Source organism: Tenacibaculum piscium (genome assembly GCF_021390755.1).
GTDB lineage: Bacteria > Bacteroidota > Bacteroidia > Flavobacteriales > Flavobacteriaceae > Polaribacter > Polaribacter piscius.
This window is the reverse complement of the sequence record NZ_JAJGWR010000013.1, coordinates 1-15344: the sequence shown is the minus strand read 5'-3', so window position 1 is coordinate 15344 and position 15344 is coordinate 1. Positions and strand designations below refer to the sequence as shown.

16 protein-coding genes and 1 pseudogene are annotated in these 15344 nt (G+C 27.7%); 1 reads left to right on the top strand and 16 read right to left on the bottom strand.

What is annotated here, in order from left to right:
• Positions 1-264 precede the first annotated feature (264 nt).
• The 8 genes from L0U72_RS11440 to L0U72_RS11405 form a co-directional block, all read right to left on the bottom strand.
• Positions 265-1218: a Fic family protein gene (locus L0U72_RS11440; protein ID WP_394801462.1), complete on the bottom strand. Its 954-nt coding sequence runs from the start codon at positions 1216-1218 to the stop codon at positions 265-267.
• 218 nt (positions 1219-1436) lie between these two features.
• Complete coding sequence (locus L0U72_RS11435; protein WP_233899330.1) at positions 1437-2060, bottom strand: outer membrane beta-barrel protein; 624 nt, start codon at positions 2058-2060, stop codon at positions 1437-1439.
• 167 nt (positions 2061-2227) lie between these two features.
• Positions 2228-2992: a hypothetical protein gene (locus L0U72_RS11430; RefSeq protein WP_233899328.1), complete on the bottom strand. Its 765-nt coding sequence runs from the start codon at positions 2990-2992 to the stop codon at positions 2228-2230.
• Positions 2993-3165: 173 nt separating this feature from the next.
• A complete protein-coding gene (locus L0U72_RS11425) occupies positions 3166-3450 on the bottom strand; it encodes a helix-turn-helix domain-containing protein (protein ID WP_100945805.1) in 285 nt (94 codons plus the stop codon).
• Between the two features lie 2 nt (positions 3451-3452).
• Positions 3453-3791 (bottom strand): type II toxin-antitoxin system RelE/ParE family toxin, encoded by a 339-nt coding sequence (locus L0U72_RS11420; protein ID WP_101916122.1) that lies wholly within the window; start codon positions 3789-3791, stop codon positions 3453-3455.
• Positions 3792-4661: 870 nt separating this feature from the next.
• Complete coding sequence (locus tag L0U72_RS11415) at positions 4662-5402, bottom strand: hypothetical protein (RefSeq protein WP_233899326.1); 741 nt, start codon at positions 5400-5402, stop codon at positions 4662-4664.
• 236 nt (positions 5403-5638) lie between these two features.
• Complete coding sequence (locus tag L0U72_RS11410; RefSeq protein ID WP_232126946.1) at positions 5639-6673, bottom strand: YaaC family protein; 1035 nt, start codon at positions 6671-6673, stop codon at positions 5639-5641.
• Between the two features lie 158 nt (positions 6674-6831).
• On the bottom strand, positions 6832-7578 hold the full coding sequence (locus L0U72_RS11405; RefSeq protein ID WP_232124617.1) for a Cthe_2314 family HEPN domain-containing protein: 747 nt from the start codon (positions 7576-7578) through the stop codon (positions 6832-6834).
• A 749-nt stretch (positions 7579-8327) separates the two neighbouring features.
• On the opposite strand from L0U72_RS11405, the gene L0U72_RS11400 reads away from it, so the two are divergent.
• Entirely contained in the window at positions 8328-8579 is a 252-nt protein-coding gene (locus L0U72_RS11400; protein WP_233899324.1) for a hypothetical protein, read from the top strand.
• 143 nt (positions 8580-8722) lie between these two features.
• On the opposite strand, the gene L0U72_RS11395 is transcribed toward L0U72_RS11400, so the two are convergent.
• The 8 genes and pseudogenes from L0U72_RS11395 to L0U72_RS11360 all read right to left on the bottom strand — a co-directional run.
• Positions 8723-9538, bottom strand: coding sequence for a hypothetical protein (locus L0U72_RS11395; protein ID WP_233899322.1), 816 nt, complete (start codon positions 9536-9538; stop codon positions 8723-8725).
• The gene (locus L0U72_RS11390) at positions 9538-10029 is read right to left on the bottom strand and encodes a glycine-rich domain-containing protein (RefSeq protein ID WP_233899320.1); all 492 of its coding nucleotides are present in this window, start codon (positions 10027-10029) and stop codon (positions 9538-9540) included. Before L0U72_RS11390 ends, L0U72_RS11395 begins: the two co-directional genes overlap by 1 nt.
• Before the next feature lie 154 nt (positions 10030-10183).
• Positions 10184-10861, bottom strand: a complete 678-nt coding sequence (locus L0U72_RS11385) for a hypothetical protein (protein ID WP_233899319.1) — start codon at positions 10859-10861, stop codon at positions 10184-10186.
• 189 nt (positions 10862-11050) lie between these two features.
• Complete coding sequence (locus tag L0U72_RS11380) at positions 11051-11410, bottom strand: hypothetical protein (protein ID WP_233899317.1); 360 nt, start codon at positions 11408-11410, stop codon at positions 11051-11053.
• A 234-nt stretch (positions 11411-11644) separates the two neighbouring features.
• Positions 11645-13456: an AAA family ATPase gene (locus tag L0U72_RS11375; protein WP_233899315.1), complete on the bottom strand. Its 1812-nt coding sequence runs from the start codon at positions 13454-13456 to the stop codon at positions 11645-11647.
• The gene (locus L0U72_RS11370) at positions 13456-13938 is read right to left on the bottom strand and encodes an ABC-three component system middle component 2 (RefSeq protein WP_233899313.1); all 483 of its coding nucleotides are present in this window, start codon (positions 13936-13938) and stop codon (positions 13456-13458) included. The genes L0U72_RS11375 and L0U72_RS11370 overlap by 1 nt, the downstream gene beginning before the upstream one ends.
• Positions 13938-14987, bottom strand: a complete 1050-nt coding sequence (locus L0U72_RS11365; protein ID WP_233899311.1) for an ABC-three component system protein — start codon at positions 14985-14987, stop codon at positions 13938-13940. Before L0U72_RS11365 ends, L0U72_RS11370 begins: the two co-directional genes overlap by 1 nt.
• A 152-nt stretch (positions 14988-15139) precedes the next feature.
• Positions 15140-15344 (bottom strand): annotated as a pseudogene (locus L0U72_RS11360) (Fic family protein); the annotation flags it as partial.

Genomic DNA, 15344 nt, shown 5'->3' with positions numbered 1-15344 from the left:
CCCAGTTCCGTTTGCTCCAACTAAATAATTAATTGTTCCCCATTCATTTTTAACGAAGTGTTCTTCTCCCCAAAGTAAAGGAATTGTTATATCTACATTCTTATTTATCATAGTGGTTTTTTAATTGGGCATAACGTTTGGTATATGATTTGTTGCGTTTTTGAAGCACCTAAAATAGTAAATAAAAACGGAATAGAAAATCCGCCAAGGATTTTCGTAAGTAGGCGAGTACTAGTAATAAATTATATACGGTGTTGTGCCCAGTTATTTTAAACGATAGATTGTTTTGTTTTTTTCTCCTATTTTTTCAAATAAATCTAATTCAGCTCCTTTCTTTAAATCTCTACTTGCTGTTGCTGAAGAAATGTCTTTAAAAATATCCATATAATTTTTTCTTGTAAATTCAGTTTTATTTAATGAAATATAATATTCTAATCTCTCTTTTTCATTTAATGTTCGATTATTAAAATCTAATAATTCACTTATTGAAATGTCAATCACGTTTAGCATATATTCAATAAATTTAGTCGATTTTCCAGATTTATCACTTTCTGCTAAAGCTTTGTAATACTTTTCTTGGTCTTTACTGATTAAAGTTTCAAAAGGTAAAAATTCAAAAATTGGATATTTTTCCATTAGAATTAAAGTTTGCCATAATCTTCCCATTCTACCATTTCCATCTAAAAATGGATGTATAAATTCCATTTCGTAATGGAAAACACAACTTTTAATTAATTCAATTTCATCAGATTTTTTCAAATATTCAAAAAGGTCTTTCATTAAGTATGGCACATTTCCAAAAGGTGGTGCTAAATGTTCGACTTTTGATCCTTTTACAATTCCCACACTTTGATTTCTATATTTTCCAGATTTTTCAATTAAACCTTCCATTAAGTTTAAATGTGCTTTTAAAAAGGATTTTTCATTAAAAGGATTATATTCTTCTAAATTTTCGTAAATTTTAATTGCATTTAAAACTTCAAGAACATCTTTTTTAGGCCCAATAACTCTTTTGTTTTCAAGAAGTGCAGTTATTTGTTCTTCTGTTAGTGTGTTCCCTTCTATTTTTAAAGAAGAATGAATAGTTTTAATTCTATTCTGTTTTCTTAATTTAGGAGAAGGTTTATTTAATAAATTAGCATTTACTTCTCCTATTTTCTCAGAAATAGAAGTTATTAATTTTAAAATAGAAGATGTTATTTCGTAAGGTGGTTTCATTTTTGATACTATCATTTGATACTATCAAAGATACAATCATTTAATCTGAATTATCTTATGAAACGAGTTTTTTTATTGGGCACAACGTGCTTGTATATGGTTTGTTGCGTGATTAAGTCACTAAGTTAGTAAATAAAAACCGAATAGAAAGTCCGCGAGGACTTTCGTAAGCAGGCTAGAACCTAGCAATAAAATATATGCATTGTTGTGCAACGTTTTTATAATTCAATCATTAATATAATTCCGATTGAGTTTAGGTTTTTCATTTTCTGTTTGTCATTTATTCCAACATTATTATTTGACTCAAATTTGCTAAAATCTGATTGTCCATTATAATTAATTCCTGCGCTAAAATTGTCGAACATATCAAATAGAAAACCAATTCCGATTTGTGCTCCAAAATTCCAACCATCATAAATGTCTTTTTGAGTATCATTTAGAAAACGATATTCATCTTCAACAATAGTTTGTCCGTAGAAACCTAAATTCGCAAATACTTTAAAATTTTCCGATAATTTAGAACCCATAGTAAATAATAACGGAACTTTTAGTAATGTTCTTTCGTGGTAGAAGTTGCCAACAGAATTAAATCCATTACCTGACAATTCATTCATTCCAATTCCAGTAGCGATTCCGAACTTTTTATTTATGTTATAATTCAAAAGAATTTCTCCGCTGTTGCTATTCAGATTATAATTCGGTTCGTTATCGTTTTCTACAATTCCGTATCCAATTCCTCCGTAACCAATAAGGTCAAACTGTGATTCTTTTTCATCTTGAGCTTGTGTCAAATTAAAGGTAAAAATGATAGTAAGTAGTAAAATGTAATTTGCTTTTTTCATTGATTTTCATTTTTTGGTTAATGTTGCACAACGGTCTAGTGTATGATTTCGTTGCGTGTTTAAGCACTAAAATTAGCAAATAAATCACAGATAGAAAGTCCGCGAGGACTTTCGTAAGTAGGCTTTAACCAGCAATGAATTATACACATTGTTGTGCAACGTATTTTTTATTCAACGTAGTGATTGTCAGCTCCAAAGAAATAATCATTCGTTTGTCTATTTTCAAATTCTGTAATTTCTCCATTGTTTGCATTCATTTTAAAATGATAATTCACTTCTGGAAAACAACTTGGTCCCATTATACTTCCTTCTTGAATTAATGTGTTAGTTGACCAAACAAACGATTCAGTTCTTTTGTCAAACCACAAGTCAATATTCAGTTTTTTGTACGGGATTTTTCTACGAATCAATTCAGAGTGAACAGAATCTATTGGTATGATTTTATTTGCAAATTCTGCTTTTGGAAAATCAATGTCCTTAATCATTTTTCCATTTTTATCAAGCATTAAATTGAGTCCGATTTTCTCAATTCCGATTTCAGGTAATTTTAATTCATAAATGATTGAATAAACTGGAAAGTCAATAATTGAGTCGCAATCGGATTTTCCTTTGTGTTGACCCAAAAGTGCTAAAATTTCACTCTCATCTTTTGTCCTTTCTATTTCAATTGGTTTGTCTGATAGAACATAACCATTTTTAAATTCCAGATTTTGAAAGTTGTTTTTTCCTAATCTGCTTTTCAGATAATTTTTAAACTTATTCTGCATATCAGTTGGAATTCTATTCAAATTCTCAAACTCGGCAGAATAGCAACTATTTACATATTTATAACTTTCCGTTTTAGAAGCAAATTGAGGGTATTTTTCACGAGAATATTTGTCGCAAGATGCGAATAGAATAATTAAAAATAAACTCAATATTTTTACTTTCATTTGGATTTAAACGTGCTGTTGAGATATGTTGCACAACGTTTTTGTATATGGTTTGTTGCGTGTTTCAAGCAACTAATTTAGTAAATAAAAACGGAATAGAAAATCCTTAAGGATTTTCGTAAGTAGGCTAGAACTAGCAATAAATTATATACGGTGTTGTGTTTTCGTACTTTTTATTCAGCTGTTAATTTAATTGATAATCCTAAAGCATTGGCAAGAAGTGCAAAGTTAGATAATCGAATATCTTCTCCATTTTCAATTCGAGAGATATATGGTCTTTTTTTTCCCACTTTTTCAGCCAAATTATCTTGAGTCATATGCAATTCTTTTCTTCTATTTTTTATTATTTCACCAAAATAATAAGAAAAAGCATTTTCTCTAAATTCTTCACGTTCTTTAGAGCCTTCTTTTCCGTATCGTTTAGCTATTAATTCTTTTGCGTTTATTGATTTTCCCATAATTACTTTTCTTTTAGATAATTTTCTAATATTTTTTCTGCTTGTTTGATAGCTTTTTTATAATCTTTAGTTCCTTTTTTCTGAAAACCACATAAGCAGACAGCTTTTGTTGATTCATTAAAATTTAGATGGTCTATAGCAAATATTACAACTCGATATTCATTTCCTGCTTTTATACGTAATTCATAAAATTTTGTTGATTGTAATTTTTTTAGAAAATTAGAATTAACAATTTTTATTTCTCCAATAACTTCAATTAGCTGGAAGAATTTTAGTTCAACCTTTTTATTTTGGTTGTCGATAAAGTCCAAACATTCTTCTGTAATATCGATTTCTCTCATATTACAAATGTAACGAATTAGTTACATATATTATTTGAATTTCTAAATTATTTTTTCAAATTCGTAATTTTGTATGAAACACAACGGTTTGTATATGAAAAGTGCTGTTTTGTGTGCGAGGATTTTCCGCAGGAAAATCAGATGTAGCAAAACGGCACTGACTTTTGTATTATGACCAAATTAAGCATTTTTTATATACGTTGTTACAAGTAGTTGTTTTTTTTCAGTTTGTAATTTGTGATTCTGATTTAATTTTCCATTTCTTAATTCAACATTTGAGTAATTTCGACAAGTTTTCAATTCAGATTTTGCGTAAATTTTACAATTTCAATTATGTATTTTGCTTAATTCTACAAACGTTATAAATTCAGATTTTACATAATAATTCGGTCAATTTTATTTTCAGATTTTGCATAAATTTTGCAATTTCTATTCTGTATTTTTCTCAATTCTACAAGCGTTATAAATTCAGATTTTAAATAATAATTCAGTCGATTTTATTTTCAGATTTTACGTAAATTTTGCAATTTCTATTCTGTATTTTTCTCAATTATACAAATGTTATAAATTCAAATTTTACGTAATAATTCGGTCAATTTTATTTTCATATTTAGAGTAAATTCAAGTATTTATAGATTCTAAATTTTATTCGTAATATTTTTCTATCGATATTTTTAAATTTCTGTATTTACTTAAAAATCAGGTTCTAATTGCGTAATTTTTGCCAATTACTTGTAACGTTGTTGTATATGGTTTGTTGCGTGTTTCAAGCAACTAATTTAGTAAATGATAACTGACCAAGAAAGTCCGCGAGGACTTTCGTAAGTAGGCAAGAAGCCAGCAATAAATTATATACGGTGTTGGCAATAGTTATTGTTTTCTTCTTTCAATAAATGATTTATTTCCTTCGATAGTATTACCTAATATCTCTAAAATTGTTCTATCTGAAGCTTTCAATATTAGTTTTTTCTTAATTGGGTTTAGATAAAATATTTTTTTGGTTTTAGATAAAAATTTGTAATCATTTATTCGCTTATTTATTTTTTCGGATGTTAAATCTTCGGAATCAAATATTAATATATGAAAAATAATATTAGAGCTTAAAAAATATCGAGTAATATCTTTTTTAGAATGGTTGTATTGTTCAGAAGGTATAATAGTACCTAATTTCAATATATTGCTTTTTCCGTTTGATTCTTCGGGGAAATCACATGTATGTTTTCGAGGAATGTCTTGTAATAATTCAACATATATTCTGATTGAATTATCAAATTTTTCTTTCTCAATTATATAACCTTTGTATCGATGTAATTTTCTTTCTAATTGTTCATAAACATTCCTTCTTTCAGAGTTGTAAAGTGTTTTTAAAAGCCATTTAGATAATTTTTTAAAATCATATGAAATTGTAATTTTTGTGTTTTTTAAGATTCTTTTTTCAGGAATATTTTTTCTGTAGAAGTCTAAAAAATAATCATCTAAATCTCTTAATATTCGATTATTGCAATCTTTACAAACATCTCTTGTTGTAAGAAACACATCTTTAACATCATCAAAAATTTTAACATATCCTTTTCCAATTTTGTGGAACTCATTAAGGAATGCTTTATTCACCACGTGTTCGTTCGTTATTTTAATGTTTTTTTTGTCACAATAGGCACATTGCTTCATATAAATATAGATTCTGCTTTGAGTTTCGTGTTAATTATTGCCAACGTATTTGTATATGGTTTGTTGCGTGTTTCAAGCAACTAATTTAGTAAATAAAAACGGAATAGAAAATCCCTAAGGATTTTCGTAAGTAGGCTAGAACTAGCAATAAATTATATACGGTGTTGTGTGTAGTCTTTTCAGAATCTAATGCCTGGAACTTTAAATTCTTTTCCACTTATTTCACAAGCTATGCCGTAAATAAATTGTTTTGGTGCAAGGTTAATAAATTCAGATAATAGCCAGTTGTGTTGATTATCAAAATGTCTTTTCAGTCTGATTGGGTCATATCTTGACATTTCACTTAATCTATGCATTAATGCAAAAGTGAGCGTTAAAGGACTTTTATTGATTAAATTATTTACTCCACCTCTTTTAAAATACCATAATTCACTTGAACCATAAATGAAATGAATATCTTTTCTTACAGAACAATGGTAGTTTTTTAGTCTTTGAAGATTAACAGCTTTATTAGCTTGTCCAGATTGCCAGCCAAATCTTGCTCTTTTTCTTATTATGTGTTCGTTAGGAAAGCCTAAATCCCTTTCAAAAGATGCCGGTAATTTATTAATTGTATTTTGATTCTTATAATATTCCGATTTTATTTCCGCTGTTAAATACGCATAATTCTGTCCAATAATTCTAACAAAATGTGGATAATTAATCGGAAAGAAAAGTTCTGGTTCAGTACTGTATGTAAGTGTGTAAGCTCTATGTATATAACAGAGATTGTAGATTAACTCTTTGAATGTATAGATTTCGCCATTTACTGGTTCTCCCAAAAGTCTACTAAATTCGGATAGAACACCATTTGGTTGAAATTTAATATTTTCATTAGCTAATGAAGCTACATTTCCATTTAAACTTCCTGTTACTCCGTGTCTATCTGCATATGTTACACCTTTAACTTCTAACAATGCTTTAGTAGCATTCAAGAAGCAGTAATATGCTGTTAATGGGGAAGATGTTTTTGGTAGTGATTTGGTTGCTTTATAAAATCCTTCGGCTTGTTGCCAATAAAAAAGTGCTTTATTATTTCCCTTTCTCTTAATCCATAATTCGATATATTCCCAAGGATTTTCTACAAGAATAGATTTCTTGTTAAATGTCGGTTCAATTGTAGCTTTATGAACTAAAATTGGCTTGCTGTTAAGTAGTAGTTTCTTTGTAGGCACTCAGTTTTTTTTTAGATTACACACAACGGATTTGTATATGATTTGTTGCGTTATTCGGGACTAAATTTAGTAAAAAAAATCGGAATAGAAAATCCCCCAAGGGATTTTCGTAAGTAGGCTAGTACTAGCAATAAATTATATACGTTGTTGTACGTTCGTTATTTTTTATCATAAGTTTCAGTCCAAATAAAATCTAAACACTCATATGATTTTTCTAAATGAATTCTAATTTTTTCATTTGCGTCCAGCATCTTTCTTTTATAATCAGCGACAGTTTTATCTGTTTCTCTTTTGACAAGATATTTGAAATTATCAATTTCTACATCAGCCTCGACAATATTAAATAGTTCTATGTTTCTTAAATCTTTACTATTAAATCTCTTTTGATGAGCAATTTCGTTTCTTATTTTTCTGAAGTCTTGAATTAAAAAACCTAATAAATTCAGTTCTAAAAATAATTCTGGGTCACTTTTCTTTATAATTCCAGCATATTTTCCTTCTTTTCCTTTATTATCCAAAAGGAAGTTATAAGGCTTACATTTTTCAGGAACTAAATTTGTTTCAAAGATTATATTTAATAATATCATCATTCTATCCATAATTCCCGTTATTCTAAACAGATAAGATTCAATATGATATATTATGTGATTGAAACGACTTATTCTCTTTTCTTTAAGTTTTTTAGTTTGTCTAAAATTTGAAAGAAAATATGGTGTTTGTTCAAGTTGTTCAAAAATATTTTCTATTTCAGCTAAAGCTAAAAATGATTCAATTAAATAATCTGTTTTCGGTCTAATTTCTTGCCTTTTTTCAACAGGTATTTTACCTTTAGTTTTATCCAAATTTTCATTTATGAATTTAGAGGCTAAATTGTTCAATTTATTTTTAAATGTTTCTTTTTTCAATGCTGCTGGTTAATGACGTACAACGGATTTGTATATGATTTGTTGCGTTATTCTGGACTAAATTTAGTAAAAAAAATCGGAATAGAAAATCCCCCAAGGGATTTTCGTATGTAGGCGAGAACCAGCAATTAATTATATACGTTGTTGTAAATAGTAGCTTTTTGTTTATTCCTAACTTTGATTATTAAATTACGATTCAAAAAACCGATAAAATTTAAAATTCCACAAACGAGTTAAAAAACATTTCAAAACTCTTTTTTAAAAACTAGAAATATTCTCAATTTTTTCTTCTTTTTCTTAAATTGTTTTTGATTCATATTTTACAAACGAGTTAAAAATATTTCAGAACTTTTTCTTGAAAACTATAAATATTCTTAATTTTTTCTTCTTTTTCTTAAATTATTTTTGATTCAGATTCTACAAACGAGTTAAAAAACATTTCAAAACTCTTTTTTGAAAACTATAAATATTCTCAATTTTTTCTTCTTTTTCTTAAATTTGTTTTGATTCAGATTCTACAAACGAGTTAAAAACATTTCAGAACTTTTTCTTGAAAACTAGAAATATTCTTAATTATTTTTCTTTCTTAAAATAGTTTTATTTAAAAGATCACAAATGAACTAATGTTTTTATTTATCTGAAAATCAATTATTTATTTTGTTTTGGTCAGTTTTTTTTGCTATTATTTACAACGTATTGTGTATGGGTAGTGCGACTTAAAAGAAAATAATTAATAAAAAAATAATAAGATGGATTTAGAAGAAATAATTTACAACGAAGAACAAAAGCGAGCATTACCTATAAACGGTGTTAGCAAATTTGATATGCAGAAATTTAAGGAATATGTACAGACTTATGATGCAAAGAAGAGTGGTTTAGATAATGACGATACTATCGTTAAAGATATGCTTTATGGCATTGGCTTATGTTTAAACAAAAAAGAATTTGAGTTTGCTGATGGCTTTAAAAAGTTCAAGATGTTTATTAAAGCATTTCTTTAATGTTTGCTAACGTTTGTATATGATTTGTTGCGTATTTCGAGCAACTAATTTAGTTAATAAAATCGGAATAGAAAATCCCCTAAGGATTTTCGTAAGTAGGCTAGAAGCTAGCAATAAATTATATACGGTGTTACCACCAGTTATTAACCACATCCACATCCTCCACAACTGCTACATCCACTGCCACAAGAAGAGCAACCAGATGCGTCAAATTCAGAATCAAATGAATCTAAAGTGTCATCAAAACTATCAAAATATGAATCAAACATATAATCGTCTTCAAAAAAGTCAACATACAACCACCAATCACTATTAGAATCATAAGTATCACTATGTAAAACTTTCTGTTGATTTAGTAATTCTTTATCAATTGTTTTTAAAAGTTGAAAATCTAAATTTTTTAATAAGAAAATGTTTCCTCCAATTCTCAATAATAACTCTAATCCTTTCTTCTTATCATTATGAAGTAGATTGTCTATACTTTTATCAATCTCATTTAAATAGTTTGATATTTCTCTCCTTAGCTTATTTCCGTTATCAGTTAGTTTATTTAACCTAAATAAATTTAATAAGAATGATTGCTTGAAATAAGGGGTGATTTCTCGATTACTTCTTGTTGATTTTTTAAAATTCCAGCTTCCGTTTGAGGTATCGTAAGCCATTTTTATAAAATTCTTAAATAGTATTTGAATTGAAGGACTTTTTATAAATGGACTTAAATAAATTAATTCGTGATTTTTTGGCTGGTATTTATTAAAGTTTTTACCTGAGATAACATATGTATAAGTTCTAATGTATTTGTCTCTAGGATGAGACTTTTTATTTATTTCTTTAATTTCAATTACTTTTTTTAGAAGTAAATCCATAAAAGTAAACTTCATTAAATCTTTCAATTGTACAAGGGTACAATCTTTAATTAGCATTGTTTCTGCAGGTGTTATTTGAGATAGTATTTTCATTACTTTTTAAATCGAAGTTTAGGTATTATCCAATTTCTGTTTCTATTAACTCTTGTAAAGTGAATCTCGTTAAATCTAGTATCAATATCAACCCAAATGTCACTTGGTGGTTTTTCATTAAATATTGACTCGTAAAAATCAAGTGTTTTTGAATACTGTTCTTTAAATAAAGTTCTTTCCTCTGAGCCTTTTGTTGGTCCGTGATGAATATTTTTATTTATTGTGTTTTTACAAAGTTCAATCCAATATGATTCTGTGTAAAGTAAATGAAGATGCCAGACTTGGTCAATTTGGTCTGAAGGTGTTTGAGGAAAATCTGAAATAGTAATCAGAAAAATAAATTTTTTGTATTCCAATACTGTTCTCAGCGCATATTCTATTGACCAATCATTTTCTCTTGCTAATCTATCTGTAAAACTGAAAGAAGAATCTATGTCGTCAATTTCAAAATTTTGAATTTTATTCCATATTTCATTTTGTTGTTCAGTCATTTTTTGTAATTGGTGGTAACGGTTTGTATATGGTTTGTTGCGTTTTTGAAGCACTAAATTTAGTAAATAATTACCAACCAAGAAAGTCCGCGAGGACTTTCGCAAGTAGGCAAGAAGCCAGCAATAAATTATATACGGTGTTAGTGGTAGGGCTTTACATTCTTTCTATATAATTTTTCAGTCTTTCAAAAAAAGTAATGTATTCCTGCATTGGTACAAATAATGAATTTAGATTTTGATAAATATCCGGACGTTGATAAGCTATATTAATTTCTTCGTGAAATTTAGAATTTTCAATTTGACTTAAAATGTCACTCAATTCATCCTCCATTATAAATGCGTAACGATCATAAATTTTTCTAATACTTTTCTCCTGAACTTGTCTATGCCAAGTTAGATAGTTATTCCAAGTTTTAGGAATATTAATTGTAATTCTTGGGTTGATTTTTGGTGGTAAATCTATGATTTTTAATAAACTAAGATTATTACGCTTTTCCTTTTCTGTTAATTCAAGAAAATCTTTTTTTATCGCTAAATTTATTGTTTTTAAATAATTATTGTGTGAGTTTAAAATTTCATCTAAGTGATAGGACAATGGAATTTTCGAGTTTTTCCTATTCTTAAATTCTTGATAATATGAAGTAATTAAATAAAAAATATATGCAGCTAAATATGAACATAATAATGCAATGTTTATTTCACCTATTATACTTGCATTTTTAAATATTTCAGGTATATTAGAAAACCATAAACTAATACATAATATGAGTACAAATGATATAATTGCTGATGCAAATAACCACCAATTAAATCCTCTAAAAAAATTATTCATTTTCATATTATAATTTTAAATATTCTTGAAGTTTTTCGTTTTGCCTTACCACTAACGTTTATGTATATGGAAAGTTGCGTGTTTGCGTGCGAGGATTTTCCGAAGGAAAATCAGACGTAGCAAACGTGCAACGACCTTTAATTAAGCACAAAACCAGCAATTTTTTATATACTGTGTTGTATGCAGTTTTTATAGTTTTATTGGTGGTCCAGCTTGTCCGTTAATTTCTCCACCAAAATTTATTAATTCAAATAGTCTCAAAACCGCAATATTCAATTCATCTTGGTTGCAATAATATCCGTTTATTTTTCCGTATTCAGTATAGTCAGAAATATTAAATCCTTCCTCAATATCATTAAACCAAATTATTTTCCGACCACAAATCGCAACAACCCAAAATCCGCCACCTTCATTTCCGAAAGTTGCTTCGCTCCATTTTTCAGGACTTATGTTTATTAAATTCCAAAAATTACGATACTTTTCGTCTAATTCAGATTCGGTTTTCCAAATTTCAGAGTATAGTTCTTTTTCGGTTATTGGTTTCCACATATTCAATTTAGTTCAGGTTTTTCTCAAATTGCATACAACGATTAGTATAAGAAACGTAGGGCAGTTGATAAGCACTTTCGTTTCGGTTTATTACTTAGCTAAATATAAATATTTTGCTTTTATCTTTTTTACTCTAAACGCCAAATTTTATATTTAGCGGACTTCATTAATATGCCCAAACTTTCGGTTAAGCACAAATGCCCTATGTTTTTTATACATTGTTAGCGGTAGGCTTTATTTCGCAGGTATAAAGCCATTTTCTCTTGTGTATTTTATATGGTTTATGTTTCCTTTTATATCTAATGGAGGTACTTCATTTTCAATTACAATTATTTGTTCTAAATCACTTTGATTACAGATATATCTATAAAAATCCATTGCTAAATCATCACTAATCCTTTCTGCTCCAATATTTTCTGACTTCTTATAAGAGACTAATGGAGAATCTATTATTGGTACACCTATTGAATATTCTTTTTTTAATATTAGTTCTTGCAATCCTAAAATGAAAGCGGAATATATAATTGCTCTAACCCCTTTACCAGACAGATTTCTGTCTTCACCTGATATAACAAAATCATTTTTGTCTTCACTATAACTAACGTCTGTTAATTTTGGATAGTTATAACCTTTAAGTACTGATTTTATTGATTTTGAAAGAGGAGTTAAGGAAGCTGTTGAAATATTTTCAAATGTTTCTTTTGAACTAGAACTAGGTAAAGAGTTTTCTAGTTTTTCTTTTTCTGTTTTGAATTTTTCAAGTTGTTCAAATTTATATAATGCACCAAGAAGATGACTCTTCTTTTCATTCTGTTTATTAATTTGTTCAATAATTAACCCCATTTCTAGTCCAACTCCTTTGTCAAGTTCTAAAGTAAACTTCTCTATAATATTTTCTAAATTCAATACTTCTAGAGAAATAGAATTAGTTTCTTCTTTTAAAACTTTTTCAGATTCAATTAATTCTTGAATCAAGTATTCAACTTTTTGTATTTCTTTACTGCAAGAATCTATTATTTTATTAATATCAGATATAGAACACTCTTCTTTTATTTCACCATTACAGAGAGGGCAATTTCCATTAGTAGAGTGATTTTCTTCATTTAATAATATACTTGTTTCTGTTGTAGATTTTAAGCGTGAAATGTCAGAATAATAATGTAATTTTAAAAGGTCAGACCTTTTATATAATTCATCAATAATTCTTTTTCGAGATTGTTTCTTATAGAGTGTTTTTAAGTTTTCTTTTCGTTTATTCTCAATTTCATTAAATTGGTTTTGAAGATTAGAGTGTTTTTCACTTAGCCTTTCAATTATAGAATTGGTTTCTATAAGTATCGATGAAGGTTCAACTTTGTAAGCTTTTAATTCATCCGTATTATCACTTATAAATTCTTTTAAGATTTCTAATTTACCTTTTCTATTTGCTATTTGATTAGTAGTAAGTGGCGAAATTATGCTACTATCATCTTTACCAGTAGCAATTAGCTTCAAGACACTAGATTCAATTGTTTTATCTCTGTCGTTATGTACTACTATAGAATCCTCTGTCGTTATTCTAGTTTCATTAACCATTGAAAACTTTACAATATCTCTATAAGAAATCTGTCTAGTTTTACCACTTTTGTTTGTTCGTATTTTTTTGCCTGATAAATTATTTAATTTTAATAAAAAAGCAGAAATTGTTTTTTGACTAGCTGGATTGTGTCTTCTACTAAGGGGTTCAAATTCATCCGTTTCTTTGATGTCATCAATAGATGAATTATATAGTTTGAAATTTCCTCCTTTTAAATCACTTAATAAGGTAAATGGTTCATTCTTGTTATCTCTTATTTCTAGATAAATAAATTCATATGCTCTCGCTTGTTTAATATCTTTAGGAGGTTTTGAGCCACCAAACATATAATTTAAACATTGAAAAATATATGACTTACCTACGTTAGAAGGTCCAGTAATTACATTAACTCCTTTTTCGAAAACTATACTAGCTTTATTTAATGATTCTCCAACTAGTCTTAACTCTTTTAATATAAAACCTGCTTTCATTATTGTAGAATTTCAATATTAAACTCATTACTTATTTCAGATAATCTTGGAGTCATAATACTTTTTAGTTCTTTTTTTGTGTGTTTTGAATATTTACTAACTGCCCAATTAGCTTTTTCTTGAAGTTTTGTTGAATATGTTTCCTCAAGTGATTCAAGAAACGGCATCGCATTTTCAGTTGCTTTATATTCTATACCATTAATATGGTATTGTTTTTCAATTAATTTTTTTATTATAAAAAGATTTAATCCTTTTTGTATAATTGAACTTCTAATCATTATTTCACCAGAACGATAAGGTACTGCTGGGTGTAGGCTTTGAGTTGTTTTGTCAATATCTGCTGAATGTATTGTTAAATAATCTAGATAAACAAGGTTTTGTAAATCAAAAGATTTAGGAAATGCCTCATTTAATATAGTTAAGATTCGAAGACCAGATTCAACACTGTTATTGAATGGATTTATGTTTTTTTTAGTTTCCATTATGTCCATTTAATTTTATTATCATTAACTAACTGATGACAAATTCCCTTTTTATCATAAATTAGGCTGACGTCCTTTAGTGGGTTTGAAGAAATTATTACTTTACTAGCTTCTTTTTCTACTTCTTTTACTTTTATGAAGCTATTCGAATGAATATCTTCTACAATATCAACAATACCTTCAAATATTTCTTTTTGAAAATCATCAAAGGTGTCAACAGGTAAGCTATCTCTAGAAAAATTTCTTAACTGTTCTGCGTGATGAAAACTCATTCTTGCTCGTGTAAAATGATTTTTATATAATTCTTTAGAATCTAAATTGGATACATTTTTGTAAATCTCTTTACTTTCAGAACTATAAGCAGATAATAGTTGGCTAACATATGTCGTTTCAGAGCTTTTAATATTATCAGATATTGTATTTATATCTAATTTTTCTCGTTCAGGTAACCCGCCACCAAACCTAATTATATGATTTGGATGTTTTTTATGTTCTTTTAAGATATCCTTAGTATGTATTTTTGAAAAAATTGAATAATCAAAATCATTAACCCAGCTTAGGAGTTTTCCTTTTAATTGAATCCCTCCTTTAGTTGTATCTATTTGATTATGCTTAGACCAATTGTTTACAATAGCGTCTTTTAATTTCTTTGGATTTAGTAATAATTTAGAGAGAGAAGTACCGCAACCTTTAGGTGAAATAAAATAATATTTTCTGGGTGTCGGATATTCTTGATTAAAAGTATGAAATAATATTTTAATAAATTCTTTGTATACATCACTGGGTGTTAAAGCATTTGAATAATGTTTACATTGAAAGCAATCCCAAACGTAATTTGGTTTGTTTTTATCAGTGACATAACCAACAACATCTCGCCCTTTATCACCAGCACCACCAAATTGCTCGCCCTCTAAATAGTCTACTTTTTTTATATCAACCCATTCTTCAATAAATACCTCCCAATCATCAAATGACATATGTTCAATCATTTTAAGGGGAATTATTCTCCTTCCGTAATTTACTTGATTTGATGTTTTGTAGAATTCCATTTTTTTTTGAGCTTACCGCTAACGTTTGGTATATGATTTGTTGCGTTTTTGAAGCACCTAAAATAGTAAATAAAAACGGAATAGAAAATCCGCCAAGGATTTTCGTAAGTAGGCGAGTACTAGTAATAAATTATATACGGTGTTGTGCCCAGTTATTTTAAACGATAGATTGTTTTGTTTTTTTCTCCTATTTTTTCAAATAAATCTAATTCAGCTCCTTTCTTTAAATCTCTACTTGCTGTTGCTGAAGAAATGTATTTAAAAATATCCATATAATTTTTTATTGTAAATTCAGTTTTATTTAATGAAATATAATATTCTAATCTCTCTTTTTCATTTAATGTTCGATTATTAAAA

What these genes read in the sequence shown, in the direction of transcription:
- L0U72_RS11440 (WP_394801462.1), bottom strand. Translation starts at nt 1,218, where the DNA reads ATGAAACCACCTTACGAAATAACATCTTCTATTTTAAAATTAATAACT.
- L0U72_RS11435 (WP_233899330.1), bottom strand. Translation starts at nt 2,060, where the DNA reads ATGAAAAAAGCAAATTACATTTTACTACTTACTATCATTTTTACCTTT.
- L0U72_RS11430 (WP_233899328.1), bottom strand. Translation starts at nt 2,992, where the DNA reads ATGAAAGTAAAAATATTGAGTTTATTTTTAATTATTCTATTCGCATCT.
- L0U72_RS11425 (WP_100945805.1), bottom strand. Translation starts at nt 3,450, where the DNA reads ATGGGAAAATCAATAAACGCAAAAGAATTAATAGCTAAACGATACGGA.
- L0U72_RS11420 (WP_101916122.1), bottom strand. Translation starts at nt 3,791, where the DNA reads ATGAGAGAAATCGATATTACAGAAGAATGTTTGGACTTTATCGACAAC.
- L0U72_RS11400 (WP_233899324.1), top strand. Translation starts at nt 8,328, where the DNA reads ATGGATTTAGAAGAAATAATTTACAACGAAGAACAAAAGCGAGCATTA.
- L0U72_RS11395 (WP_233899322.1), bottom strand. Translation starts at nt 9,538, where the DNA reads ATGAAAATACTATCTCAAATAACACCTGCAGAAACAATGCTAATTAAA.
- L0U72_RS11390 (WP_233899320.1), bottom strand. Translation starts at nt 10,029, where the DNA reads ATGACTGAACAACAAAATGAAATATGGAATAAAATTCAAAATTTTGAA.
- L0U72_RS11385 (WP_233899319.1), bottom strand. Translation starts at nt 10,861, where the DNA reads ATGAATAATTTTTTTAGAGGATTTAATTGGTGGTTATTTGCATCAGCA.
- L0U72_RS11380 (WP_233899317.1), bottom strand. Translation starts at nt 11,410, where the DNA reads ATGTGGAAACCAATAACCGAAAAAGAACTATACTCTGAAATTTGGAAA.
- L0U72_RS11375 (WP_233899315.1), bottom strand. Translation starts at nt 13,456, where the DNA reads ATGAAAGCAGGTTTTATATTAAAAGAGTTAAGACTAGTTGGAGAATCA.
- L0U72_RS11370 (WP_233899313.1), bottom strand. Translation starts at nt 13,938, where the DNA reads ATGGAAACTAAAAAAAACATAAATCCATTCAATAACAGTGTTGAATCT.
- L0U72_RS11365 (WP_233899311.1), bottom strand. Translation starts at nt 14,987, where the DNA reads ATGGAATTCTACAAAACATCAAATCAAGTAAATTACGGAAGGAGAATA.